The organism is Gordonia sp. 852002-50816_SCH5313054-c, assembly GCF_001665925.1.
In the GTDB taxonomy this organism is placed as follows: domain Bacteria; phylum Actinomycetota; class Actinomycetes; order Mycobacteriales; family Mycobacteriaceae; genus Gordonia; species Gordonia jacobaea.
Genome location: NZ_LZTE01000034.1, coordinates 523,956 through 536,272 on the forward strand (window position 1 = coordinate 523,956; position 12,317 = coordinate 536,272).

At 64.9% G+C, this 12,317-nt stretch carries 10 protein-coding genes and 1 pseudogene; 7 read left to right on the forward strand and 4 right to left on the reverse strand.

Features of this window, described 5'->3' with window-relative positions; translation table 11 throughout:
- Positions 1-20 precede the first annotated feature (20 nt).
- Genes A5788_RS08385 through A5788_RS08395 form a run of 3 tightly spaced genes read left to right on the forward strand, consistent with a single transcriptional unit; the run spans position 21 to position 3,107 of the window.
- Positions 21-296, forward strand: coding sequence for a phosphopantetheine-binding protein (locus tag A5788_RS08385; protein WP_064870473.1), 276 nt, complete (start codon positions 21-23; stop codon positions 294-296).
- Positions 293-1,822 (forward strand): tryptophan 7-halogenase, encoded by a 1,530-nt coding sequence (locus tag A5788_RS08390; RefSeq protein WP_064870472.1) that lies wholly within the window; start codon positions 293-295, stop codon positions 1,820-1,822. The genes A5788_RS08385 and A5788_RS08390 overlap by 4 nt, the downstream gene beginning before the upstream one ends.
- Positions 1,823-1,838: 16 nt before the next feature.
- Entirely contained in the window at positions 1,839-3,107 is a 1,269-nt protein-coding gene (locus A5788_RS08395; protein ID WP_064870471.1) for a cation:proton antiporter, read from the forward strand.
- Here A5788_RS08395 and A5788_RS08400 read toward each other — a convergent pair.
- Positions 3,066-4,355 (reverse strand): isochorismate synthase, encoded by a 1,290-nt coding sequence (locus tag A5788_RS08400; RefSeq protein WP_064870470.1) that lies wholly within the window; start codon positions 4,353-4,355, stop codon positions 3,066-3,068. The genes A5788_RS08395 and A5788_RS08400 overlap by 42 nt on opposite strands.
- 175 nt (positions 4,356-4,530) lie before the next feature.
- Between A5788_RS08400 and A5788_RS08405 the strand changes: the two genes are divergently transcribed.
- Positions 4,531-5,844 carry a lysine N(6)-hydroxylase/L-ornithine N(5)-oxygenase family protein gene (locus A5788_RS08405; RefSeq protein WP_064870469.1) on the forward strand — a complete coding sequence of 438 codons (1,314 nt, stop codon included), beginning with the start codon at positions 4,531-4,533 and terminating at the stop codon, positions 5,842-5,844.
- Between the two features lie 20 nt (positions 5,845-5,864).
- On the forward strand, positions 5,865-6,734 hold the full coding sequence (locus tag A5788_RS08410) for a siderophore-interacting protein (protein WP_082938072.1): 870 nt from the start codon (positions 5,865-5,867) through the stop codon (positions 6,732-6,734).
- A 53-nt stretch (positions 6,735-6,787) separates the two neighbouring features.
- Here A5788_RS08410 and A5788_RS08415 read toward each other — a convergent pair whose 3' ends face one another.
- Together A5788_RS08415 and A5788_RS08420 are read right to left on the reverse strand one after the other, a co-directional pair.
- Positions 6,788-7,738: an LLM class F420-dependent oxidoreductase gene (locus tag A5788_RS08415; protein ID WP_064870468.1), complete on the reverse strand. Its 951-nt coding sequence runs from the start codon at positions 7,736-7,738 to the stop codon at positions 6,788-6,790.
- 10 nt (positions 7,739-7,748) lie between these two features.
- Entirely contained in the window at positions 7,749-8,783 is a 1,035-nt protein-coding gene (locus A5788_RS08420) for a nucleoside hydrolase (RefSeq protein ID WP_064870467.1), read from the reverse strand.
- 45 nt (positions 8,784-8,828) lie between these two features.
- Here A5788_RS08420 and A5788_RS08425 point away from each other — a divergent pair, with 45 nt between their 5' ends.
- Positions 8,829-9,749 carry a mechanosensitive ion channel family protein gene (locus A5788_RS08425; protein ID WP_197494583.1) on the forward strand — a complete coding sequence of 307 codons (921 nt, stop codon included), beginning with the start codon at positions 8,829-8,831 and terminating at the stop codon, positions 9,747-9,749.
- A gap of 161 nt (positions 9,750-9,910) precedes the next feature.
- Here A5788_RS08425 and A5788_RS08430 read toward each other — a convergent pair.
- Positions 9,911-11,251, reverse strand: a pseudogene (locus tag A5788_RS08430) (DUF222 domain-containing protein); the annotation flags it as partial.
- A 56-nt stretch (positions 11,252-11,307) separates the two neighbouring features.
- Here A5788_RS08430 and A5788_RS08435 point away from each other — a divergent pair.
- The coding region (locus tag A5788_RS08435; RefSeq protein ID WP_064907291.1) for an IS256 family transposase at positions 11,308-12,317 on the forward strand (1,010 nt) is incomplete at its 3' end.

Sequence of the window (12,317 nt, forward strand, 5' to 3'; positions counted from 1 at the left end):
ATGTCTTGAGAGAGGACGGCATGGCCACAACGAATACGGTACTCACCCGAGAACGGATCATCGCCGACATTGCTGGCATCCTCGGTGTTGACGAGAGTGAAATCACCGATGACACAAACGTTCTCGACGTCGGTCTCGACTCGGTTCGGCTGATGTCACTGATCGAGCGCTGGCGCGCCGCAGGTGCTCACAAGGCAGATCTGGTGAGTATGGCCGCTGACCCGGTCGTCGGCTCCTGGATTCGTGAACTCACCGCGGACAGCGTTTCCGGTTCCAACGAGGGAGGGCTCCGGTGAGCGACGCCACTCGTAGCGGGCAACCGGTGAGCGAGACCGCCGACGTCGTTGTCGTGGGCGGCGGGCCGGGAGGTTCGACGGTCGCGACACTCTTGGCGCGCAGCGGCCACCGCGTGGTGCAGTTGGAGAAGGAGTCGTTTCCCCGGTATCAGATTGGCGAATCCCTGCTTCCGTCAACGATTCACGGCGTATGCCGACTCCTCGGCGTCGACGAGAAGATCAAGAACGCGGGATTCATGCACAAACGCGGCGGCAGTTTCCGCTGGGGCAAGAATCCGGTGCCGTGGAACTTCTTGTTCGCCATCTCGCCGGAGTTCGCGGGTGAGGGGTCATACGCGTACCAGGTCGAGCGCATGAAGTTCGACCAGATCCTGCTCGAGAACGCTGCGGAGCAGGGAGTCGACGTGCGGCAGCGCAGCAGGGTCAACGGGACAATCACCGACGAGACCGGCCGGGTCACCGGCATCCGCTACGTCGACGCCGACCGGGTCGAGCACCAGATCGACGCCAAGTTCGTCGTCGATGCGTCGGGAAACACCACGCGGTTGTCGAAATATGCGGGCGGAGAAAGGATTTACTCCGACTTCTTCCAGAACGTCGCGGTGTTCGGATACTTCGAGAACGGCAAGCGTTTCCCCGCACCGGACAGCGGCAACATCCTGTGCGCGGCGTTCGACGAGGGGTGGATGTGGTACATCCCGCTATCGGACACGCTGACCAGCGTCGGTGCCGTGATCTCGCGCGACAAGGCAGAGCACGTTCTCAACGCGCAGGAAGAGACGCTGCTGCACTACGTCGATCGCTGCGAGATCGTGAAGGACATGCTGTCCGACGCCACCCGCGTCACCGAGGGCACCTACGGCGAGATCCGAATCCGCAAGGACTATTCGTATGCCAATACCCAGTTCTGGGGCAACGGCATGGTTCTCGTCAGCGACGCCGCGTGCTTCATCGATCCGGTGTTCTCCACCGGGGTTCATCTCGCAACCTATTCGGGTGTGCTCGCGGCGCGATCGATCAACAGCGTGTTGGCGGGTGCGATGACCGAAGAGCGCGCGTTCACCGAGTTCGAGGGCCGATACCGTCGCGAATACGCGGTCTTCTACGAGTTCCTGTCGGCCTTCTACGACATGGAGCAGTCAGAGGACTCGTACTTCTGGAAGGCACGCAAGGTCACCAATTTCGACCGCAACGACATGACCGCATTCGTGTCGCTGGTCGCGGGTGCCTACTCCGGCGAACAGGCCCTCACCGACCCGGAACAGATCATCGAGCGCTTCTCGGCGTCGACGGCCGCCCTCACCGAGGCCGCGGAGCGAACCGGTGGCATGGACACCGACTCGGGCCAGCGGATGGGACATCTCTTCGGTACGCAGGTCGTGCGTGACGTCATGGAGGAGATGAACGCGTTCCAGGCACGCGGGGCGGTTGGTACCGACGGAAGCGAACCGCCACTGCTCGACGGCGGACTCGTTCCGTCGGCCGATGGACTGAGCTGGGCCGAACCGGCTCCCGCGACCGTCTGATCGGCACGCACCTGCCATGCTGACAGCGTTGGCGCTGATCCTCGGGGCGGCACTCGTCTGCGGAGCGATCGCGCGTCGACTCGGATTCCCCTCGATGGCAGGCGAATTGGTCGCCGGTGTGCTGCTCGGCCCGTCGGTTCTCGGCATGGTGGCACCGCAGGTCACGGGAGTGGTCGTCGATGCAGACGGCGCGCCGACCACGGCGATATCCGCAGTCGGCACGCTCGCCGTGGTCTTGCTCGTCGGCCTTGCGGCAACCGAACTCGACGGGCCGTTCCTGCGCGGGAACGCCCGCACCATCGGCGTCGTCAGCGGAGTCTCTTTCGTGATCCCGCTTGTCGCCGGCATCGGAATCGGACTCGTGCTGCCTGCCGAGTACCTCGGTGACGGTTCGAACACAGGTGACGCCACGAGCACAACAGAATTCGCGGTTCTGCTCGGCGTCGCGATGTCGGTCAGCGCGATACCCGTGATCGCTCGGATCCTCGGCGACCTTCACCTACTGCAGACGCGGCTCGGTCGGCTCATCCTTTCGGCGGGCACTCTCACCGACCTCGCCGCGTGGCTGGCGCTGGCAGCGGTCTCAGCCCTGGTCACCGTGGGGCTGCGCGGCTGGCACCTTCCGTTGACACTGCTGGCAATGATCGGTTCGGTAGCCGTTGCGCTCGTCGCGCGGCCCGTGATCGGGCGTGTGCTGACCCGCTTGGAATCCGGTGGCCACGACGCACAGTCGGCAGCCGTGATGGTGATCGCCATGGTCGCCGGTGCCGCGGCGACCGAAGCGCTGCACCTCGAAGCCGTTCTCGGAGCACTGCTCGCCGGAATTGCCTGTGGTCGACGTCCCGAGCGCGTCGTGGCACCACTGCGGTTGGTCACCACCGCGGTGCTGGCGCCGGTGTTTCTTGCGTCGGCAGGTCTACACGTCGATCTGCGAGTTCTCGCCTCTCCGGGCGTGGCGGGAGTGGCAGCCGGTGTGATCGCCGTCGCCGTCGTCGCCAAACTGCTCGGCGGATACCTCGGGGCTCGCCTCGCGCGTCTGTCGAGATGGGAGTCGATAGCGGTCGGAAGCGGGCTCAACGCTCGCGGAGTCGTCGAGATCATCATTGCGACAACAGGTTTGAGTCTCGGAGTGTTCAGCGAGGAGACCTATATGATTGTCGTCGTCATGGCGGTGGTCACGTCGGTGATGGCGGGGCCGATGGTCGCGGCCGCCGCGCGACGATGCCGACCGGATGCCCGTCAGTCAGATCTCGTCGGCGCCGAGAGCGCGCAGCACGGTACGTAGCTTGGCCGTGGTCTCCGCGACTTCCGCGTCGGGATCGGAGTCGGCGACGATACCGCCGCCCGCCCAGGTCGCCAGAGTTCCTGTGCGCGAGTCGATTTCCGCACACCGGATGGCGACGAGCCACTCGCCGTCTCCTGGCGTGATCCCGTCGGCCCCGCGCAGCGCTCCCGAGCGCTCGTCAGTAGAGAGATTTCCGACGCACCAGCCGACTGCGCCGCCGTAGAAACCACGGTCGCCTTCAGTCGCGAGGATGTACTCCCTGGCCGCGGCGGTCGGGGTTCCGCACACCGCAGGTGTCGGATGCACGGCGATTGCGAGATCGAGCGCCGTCGTCGACGGATCGGCGAGCTCGCCGACGATCGGCGTTCCCAGGTGCCACATCGACGACGTGCCCACGATGCTGGGCGCGTCGGGTACGTCGAGTCGCGTGCACAGCGGCGCGAGGGCGCTCCGCAGAGCATCGACGACGAAACGGTGCTCACCAAGGTCTTTGGCCGACGAATTCAGCGTTGCTGCGCGCTCGGCGTCGACGATCGGGTCGTGATGGCGTGGAGTGGATCCGGCGAGCGGGTGAGCGCTCACCTGACGACCGCGCCGTCGTATGAGTACCTCGGGGCTCGCGCCGACGAGATGCCGCCCGTGGTGAGCATCACCTGCAGGAGTGAGCTCTGTGCGGAAGATTCCCGAGTGCGGGTTCAGTGCGGCGAGGGCGGCCATGAACGACTCCGGTGTCAGCCTCGGGCTGGTGTCCAACAACAGCTTTCGTGCCAGCACCACCTTGGCCAGCGGATTGGTCGAGTCCGCGAGCACTGCCACCGCTGCAGCCACCCTGTCACGGTGTTCCTCGCGAAGCGGTTCTGCGGCGACCACACTGGCCTCGGCGACCGGGCCCGGTGCGTTGGTCGAGCCACCTGCGTTCGGGACGGGGATGTTCGTCACGGGAATGTTCGAGACGGCTGTGGCCCGGGAGCTCGTCGGCATGTCGAAGCGGATGTGTGCGGGCGCGGTCAGCGCGCTCGGTGCCTCGGTGTCGAATGCCAAAGCGCCGACAATCGCTGAGTGTTCGCCGCGCGCGAGTGACGCGGCTGCGCGTGCGGGATCGTTGAACGAGGCCACAGCGCCGCTCGCAGAACAGTGGTAGTCGAGTCCGTAAAGCTCGAAATGGTCGGCAGGCGTGGTTGATCCGTCGACGCGGGCGGGCTGAGCGTCGGGACCATCCACGTGCCCTGTCGAGGTCGAAAGAGTCATGATGCCGGTCGTCCTCCTCGTTCGATGCGGATTCGGCGTGCGCTGACGTGTGCTGATGGGTGCGGGTCCGGCCTCGCGGGGGGTACATGAACCCGACCTAAGGATTAGGTTAGACTTACCTAGTCTTGCGTGCGGCGGTGGCCCACGGAAATCACGACGATCTAGGGAGTGGCGCGTGTGTAGTAAGCGGAACTCCGAACTCGATATCGCTGGCATCGGATTCGGACCGTCGAACTTGGCTTTGGCCATCGCGGTCGAGGAGCACAACGACAACAGCACGGCACGCGATGGTGACATCCAGGCACGGTTCTTCGAGAGGAAGTCCCAGTTCGGGTGGCACCCCGGCATGCTCCTTCCCGGGGCGACGATGCAGGTGTCGTTCCTCAAAGATCTGGTGACGCAACGTAATACGTCGAGTTCGTACTCGTTCTTGAGCTACCTCGCCGAGCATGACCGGTTGGGCCACTTCATCAACCGTCAGGACTTCTTCCCGCTGCGTGTCGAATTTCACGACTACCTTCGGTGGGCTGCCGAACGCGTGTCGGTGCCGGTCGACTACGGCTCCGAGATCAGCTCGGTCACGTTCATCGACGGCGCATTCGACATCACCTCGGCGTCTGGCGAGAGCGTGCGGTCGCGCAATCTCGTCCTCGGCGGAGGGCTGCGGGCGAAGCTTCCGGCGGGTGTTGTCGCCGGCCGACGCGTCTTCCACAACCATCACGTGCTGCCCAACCTGGCCAAGCTACCGCCACTGACGCATCACCGGTTCGCCGTGATCGGCGCCGGTCAGAGCGCCGCAGAGGTTGCGGCCTTCCTGCATGAGACGACCGGCGCCGAGGTGCACGCCGTCTTCTCCAAGTTCGGCTACACGCCGGCCGACGACAGCCCCTATGCCAACCGCATCTTCGATGCCGAGGCTGTCGACGAGTACTTCTCGGCCGAACCGGCGTGGCGCGACCGTCTGCTCCAGTACCACCGCAGCACGAATTACTCGGCTGTCGATCCGGTACTGATCCAGGACCTCTACGGACGCGAGTACACCGAGCGCGTATCGGGAAATCGCCGCCTCTTCGTACACGGCGCCACCGAGGTCACCGATCTCGACGAGGCCGACGACGTCGCACGCCTGCGCATCGCGCATCGCACAACGGGCGAGGTAATCGATCTCGACTGCGACGCCGTCGTTTTCGCGACCGGATTCGAGCCGACTCCTGTCGCGGACATGCTCGGCGATCTCGCTGCTCACTGTGCGGCCGATCAACACGGCCGACCCGTACTCGACCGCGCGTACCGACTGCAGACCTCCCCGGAGATCACGGGGCAGATCTTTGTACAGGGCAACTCAGAACACACACACGGACTCACGTCGACGCTACTGTCGAATGTGGCCATCCGATCAGGGGAGATCCTCGACGCCGTCGTGGGTCGCGGATCGAATCAACCGATGCCGACGGCCGTACCCGTTGGCCATAGCGCCTCTGGCGCTTGAGTTTTCGAGAGGTGAGCAACGTGACCGGCATCGATGCCGTGCAGGGGCAGGATATTAGGCCTCATGAGACCGAGATCAAGTTGACCATGTACGACCTGCTGCCGCGCACGGTCGAGGTTGTCGAGACCATCGATTTGAGTCCGGACATGCGTCGAGTGCGGTTCTCCATCAGCGCACCGGAGAGCTTCATCGTGGTGCACATGGCGCCGGACGACCACATCAAGCTGTTCTTCCCGGATCCCGAAAGTGGCGAGATAGTCATGCCGGGTGTTGGCGCCGAAGGGATGCGGCTGCCGACCGAGGGCAAGTTCCCGATCTACCGCGACTACACCATTCGGGCTTTCGACCGTGAGAGCGGCGTCCTCGACATCGATTTCGTGCTGCACGATCACGGCGTCGCCGGTAAATGGGCGGGAGGAGCGGTTGCGGGCGATCGGCTCGGAATGCTCGGTCCGCGCGGCTCCCACATCTATCCGACCGGCTACGACTGGTACCTGCTCGGTGCCGACGACACCGCGCTACCCGCCCTCGCGCGTTGGCTGGAAGAGCTACCCGAGGACAAGCAGGTCATCGCCTTCGCCGAGGTCACCGGACCCGAGACGGAGATCGACCTTCCTCAGCGCCCGAACGCCCGGGTGCACTTCGTCCACCGTGGCGCCGATCAGTCGGGCAGGGGCACGAACCTCCTGCGCGCGGTGGAGGAGTTGGACCTCCCCGAAGGCAACTTCTACAGCTGGTTCGCCGGAGAAGCGTTGTCGCTCAAGCCGATTCGACGCCATCTGCGACGCGAGCTCGGTCGGCCGAAGGACTGCGTCAAGGTCGACGGATACTGGCGCACCGGAACCGTCAACCTCGACCACCACGTCGAGGACGACGAGGCATCTGAGTAGAGGTCACGGGAGAAACCCCGCTCGGGTGAGCGGGGTTCGTCCCGGCCCTCCGCTCACCCGATGAGGGGCGCCAGGGTCTCGCCGAGGAGTGTCACGCGACCGGGGACGTGCCCATTGGCCGGAGAGTTGACCGTCACGCCGTCGATTCCGCTTTCCAGCAGAGCGGAGAAGCGCGCGCCGACCTGTTCGGGACTACCGACAATGGTCGACGCTCGACGAACCTCTGCGGCCGGATTGCGTGCGAGGTACGCCTCGAATTCGGCCGTGGCCTGCTCCTCGGTGGGCGCAATGCAGGCCGAGGTCTGCGCGGTCACCGTGATCTCCGACCGATCGCGGCCGAGCCGTTCGCAGTGAGCGGCAAGGACATCGAGTTTCCTCGGGAGATCCTCGGGCGCGGCGATGAGGTTGGACTCGTCGGCGTACTGCGCGACCATCCGCAACGTCTTCTTCTCGCCGCCACCACCGATCATCACCGGGATACGGCCAAGTGGCGCAGGCGAATTGATCGCGTCTTCGACGTGGTACCACTTGCCGTCGAGTGAGGGCCGCTCGCCGCGCAACATCGGCAGAATGATCTGTAGGGCTTCTTCGAGCTTCTCGAATCGATCGGTGAAGGTACCGAACTCGAAGCCCAGCGACTGGTGCTCGAACTCGAACCACCCGGCACCGATCCCGAGTTGAGCACGACCACCCGACACGACGTCGAGCGCGGTGACGCTTTTCGCCAGCAGCGTCGGGTTCCGGTAGGTGTTGCCGGTGACCAGTGAGGACAGACGCACCCGCGAGGTGTGCTGGGCGAGTGCGGAGAGCAGCGTGTAGCACTCGATCATCGGCTCGTCCGGCGCACCGAGGATGGGCAGTTGGTAGAAGTGGTCCATCACCAGGACGGTGTCGAATCCGGAGTTCTCCGCTTCGACGGCCTGCGCTGCGATGGTGGGGAAGAGCTGGTCGGGTGCTGTGTCGGGGTAGGTGAAGTTCGGGATCTGGTAGCCGAGTGTCGTCACCTCGTCGACGCTACGCCGAACCGCCGATCTGGCGAGCGAGCGAGGCGATCGTCTCGATGAGGTGATCGAACACGGCGTCGACGTCGGTGGCTGTTGCGATTCGGGCATTCGGGGTTCCGCCCCACATGCCGCGCTCGTCGGCGACGGTCATCCCGCGGGTCAGAGCTCCGGTGAGCTCGACACCGACCTGGGCGGGCAAAGTGTCGGCGATGGCTGGGTCGAGTGCGACCATCGCGGCAAACGGATCATGCAGATGAGCCAGGTAGCCCTCGTCGTGGGCGTCGTGGAACTCCAGGTAGAAGCGCATTGCGTCGACGAGGTGACGCACGATCGGATTGTCGGCAACGGATCGGATGCCGGGTTCGTCTGTCGGATCGAGATACTCGACGGGACTGCTACCTGCCGTGGCCGCGAGTCGAACCAGGTGGTCGGGGAGCAGCGCGACGGTCTCCGTGAGATCGAGCGGGCAGACGATCGGGGCAGGTGCGCCGTCTACGCCGAATGCGGCGTAGACCTCGGCGGCAGCCTCCGGGTCGACGGCGATATTCCACTCGGCGACGGGCGTGGTGTTGCCGTGGACATGGAACGCGCCACCCATGATGACCAACCGCCGAAGTCGTCGTGGCAGGCTCGGGTCGCGTCGTATCGCGGTGGCAAGCGACGTGAGTGGCCCGGTGACCAGCCCGACCAATTCCCCGTCGTGAGCCTGCGCCGCGTCGAGCCAGGCGTCTGGTGCGTCCGTGTCGGCGACGACGAGGTCGGATGTGGGCAATTCCGCGTATCCGACACCCAGCGGTCCGTGTGTGTCCTCGGTGGTCATCAGTGGTGCGACGAGCGGACCGTCGGGCCCGCGATGTACCGGAATCTCACCTCGCTCGCACAGCGACAACCAGGCGAGGTTGTTGGCGGCGACGACGTCGACCGGCACGTTCCCTGCGGTACTCGCGATCCCCACGATGTCGACGTCGGTGCGGGCAAGCAGGTACAGCAGTGCGACCGAATCGTCGATACCGGTGTCGCAATCGAAGAACAGTCGCTGGGTCACGACACAATTCTGATGGATTCGCAACGAATACGTACGGTCGGGTTCATGGCAACGTACACAACGGCTTTCGAATGGACGGAGACAAATCGGGAATGGCTGATCGAGAACCCGATCAGGATCGTCGGGTATGTGATCGTCGCGTTGGTGGCCCGCTTCGTGTGCAACCGGCTCATCGACCGCGTCACACGACGTCGACCCGGAGAGGGTTCGATGCCGCTGCTCCTACGCCACCTGCGTGACCGCGCACCGTCCGGCGCCAGCAGGGCAGTGATCAACCAGAGGCGCTCGCAACGTGCCCGCACCATCGGATCGGTGCTGAAGTCCGTTGTGTCGATCGTGCTGCTCACCTGGGTGGTGCTGGCGATCCTGTCCGTGCTCGGAGTCAACATCGCGCCATTCATCGCCTCAGCCGGTGTGATCGGTCTGGCAATCGGATTCGGTGCTCAGAATCTCGTGCGTGACTTCGTGACGGGAATCTTCATGCTGCTCGAGGACCAGTACGGGGTCGGCGACGTCGTCGATCTCGGCGAGGCAGTCGGGGAGGTCGAATCGGTCGGTCTTCGGATCACCACGGTGCGCGACGTCGACGGCACGCTCTGGTACGTCCGCAACGGCGAGATCGCGCGCGTCGGCAACATGAGCCAGGAGTACGCCGTAGCCCGCGTCGAATTGCCCGTCGCGCTCACCGCGGATGTCGACAGGGCGCAGGAAGTGGCACTCGCCGCTGCGCACGCGGCCGTGGAGTCGGATGCGCTCTCCGAGCACGTGACCGGCGAACCCGACATGCTCGGCGTGCAGGAACTCTCTGCCGATCAACTGATCCTGAGGATGACTGTCACCACAAAGCCCAACTCGCAGTGGAAGGTTCAGCGGACACTGCGCCGCGAGATCCTGCGGGCCTACGACGAGCATGGGATCGAATTGCCGTATCCGCGGGGCCAACTCCTTGCCGCGTCGCCGAACTAGCGGCAGCAGGGGCGTGGCGCGCGAGGCTGGGCGACCGACCGAGCAACCACGCCTGCCCCGCCACCGGGTTGTGGTGGCGAGGTGTGGACGGTTGCGGCACAACCGGATTCGACGGTTCGCCCAATTCGCTGGGCGGGTGTGCCGCCTGGTCGTCGCGCCGCTTAGGCGGCGTCGGCCAATGGTGGGTCGAGGCCGTCTGGCGGGTCGACACCGTGGGGTGCGATGAGGCCGCCTGGTGGGGCCGGACCCGTTGGGGCGTCCGGGTCTGTGGGCGGGTCGGGATCGGGTGGGTTGGCTAGGTTCCATCTGATGTCGACCCGCCTGCTGAGGCGCCGAGTATCAGCGGAAGGCATCCCATCCGCCAGCGCGAGTTCGACCCGCCCGGCAGGCGGGTTGGACACTAAGGGCGGAGGCACAATCGCGGCCACGGCTGTGTCTATGGCGATCCCGGTACCGGTCGTGCGTGCCGCGGCGGCGGCCTCGTTGCTGATGTGTTCGGCGGCGAGGTAGTCGTGGAAGTCGGCTTTGACGTCGGCGATGCGGTTGATGCGTTCCGGATTCGCGGGCATACCCGGCTTGGCGTTGAGTCGCCACGCGACGCGGCCGGTGTCGGGTCCTTCGGTGATCATGCGTGTGGTGAACTGCCCTGGTTTCGTGCCAACTCTCCGGTTGTGCACATCGCAGGCGGGTACCAACTGGTCGATATCGGTCAAGCCGCCGTCAGCCCAGTCTTTCGCGGCGTGATGCATCTGCACCCTGCTCGCGGGCTGGTTACAGCCGGGGGCCGAGCACATCTTCCCGCCGGGTGAGGCGAACGAGGCGAACCGTTGCCCGAGTGACGCGATCCGTTTCGACCGACCTAGGTAGAGCGGGACACTGGTGTGTTCACCGAACACCGCCAAATACTGGCTCGCTCCGGCAGAGGCGGCCATGTTGATGACGTCTTGGATCGGGAGGAGTGTTCCGGACGTGGTTTGCGCGATCCCCGCCTGCGCTTCCAACTCGTGCAGGCTGGTGGTGACGATCACCTGGATCGGCAACCCCCGGTGGGTGTTACCCAACATCCCTGATTCAAGTACTTGCTGCAGGAGTGCGGAGAAGGCGTCGTGGTTGCGTTGCGCGGGTGAGCGTTCATCACGAAGCGCAGCGGCCGCGACCTGTTCAGCGTTTGCCGTGGTGATCGGACCGACAGGCGAGTCCGGGTCGTCGGGGTTGTTCATGCCCGGTTTGGCCCAGGCGTCCAACACGGTGTCGAGCCGGGCGCGGGCGATCGGATCGAGATCGGCGGTCAACCGCGACATGAGTTGCGCGTTCTGTCGGTTCACCCACAGGCGGCGTCGACGTTTACGGTCCTTCGAGGTGGTCAGCGTCCCGTCAGGATCGAGATGCGCCAACAATCGTGAACCGAGGTTGGTGATTTCGGCGGGCGTGAATTGGACCGCGTAGTCGGCCATCTGTGCTTCGGCGGCGGCTTTTGTCTCGGCCGACACCTCACCGGGGATTGGGGGGTGTCAGATGGTCTGTGTAAGTCCAGTGCTCATCAGTGAGAGGAAGATCTATGAGCATGGCGTTAGACGACAAGCAGCAGGGCCACGACGATCATCAGTTGCCTGAGCTGGCCGAGCCACGTTCGACTGCGGAGGTGGCCGAGGCGTTGGCGGCTTCGGGCATGGTCGATGAGTTGTTGGCCCAGATCGATACCGGGCAGGTTCAGATCACCGGGGACGGTGGCCTAATTCCGGGTCTGATCAAACTCGCCCTCGAACGTGGGCTGAAAGCCGAACTGACCGATCACCTCGGCTATGACAAGGGCGACCCGGCCGGTCGGGAACTGCCGAATGCCCGCAACGGGTCGACCCCGAAAACGGTCGCCTCCGAAGCCGGTCCGGTCGAGCTGAACGTCCCTCGTGACCGTGACGGCACGTTCACCCCACGTCTGGTCCCCAAGGGGTCGCGCCGGCTCGGTGGCCTCGATGACATCATCATCTCGCTCTATGCCGGCGGCATGACGTTGCGCGATATCCAACACCATCTCGCATCCACAATCGGCACCGATCTGTCCCACGAGACGATCTCCAAGATCTGCGACGAGGTCCTCGACGCGGTCGACGAATGGCAGAACCGGCCGCTGGAGGCGCTGTACCCCGTCATCTATCTCGACGCGTTGGTGGTGAAGGTCAAAGACGGCGCCCACGTCCGAAACAAACACGCCCACATAGCGATTGGCGTCGACATGGCCGGTATCAAGCATGTGTTGGGGATCTGGATACAGGCCGAAGAGGGCGCGAGGTTCTGGGCCGGGGTGTGCGCGAATCTGGCCAACCGCGGCGTCAAAGACGTGCTGGTCGTGTGCTGTGACGGGCTCACCGGATTCCCCGAGGCGATCGAGGCGACCTGGCCGCTGGCCACCGTGCAGACGTGTGTGGTGCATCTGATCCGCAACGCGATGCGGTTCGTCAACTACAAAGACCGCAAGGAGGTGGCCCGGGCGATCAAACCGATCTACACAGCCCCGGATGTCGAGGTCGCCCGCCTCGAGTGGGAGGCCTTCCGCGACTCGGAGTTGGG

Bases quoted from the DNA above. Each gene is read 5' to 3' on its own strand.
- A5788_RS08385 (WP_064870473.1), top strand. From the start codon at position 21: ATGGCCACAACGAATACGGTACTCACCCGAGAACGGATCATCGCCGAC.
- A5788_RS08395 (WP_064870471.1), top strand. From the start codon at position 1,839: ATGCTGACAGCGTTGGCGCTGATCCTCGGGGCGGCACTCGTCTGCGGA.
- A5788_RS08400 (WP_064870470.1), bottom strand. From the start codon at position 4,355: ATGACTCTTTCGACCTCGACAGGGCACGTGGATGGTCCCGACGCTCAG.
- A5788_RS08425 (WP_197494583.1), top strand. From the start codon at position 8,829: ATGGCAACGTACACAACGGCTTTCGAATGGACGGAGACAAATCGGGAA.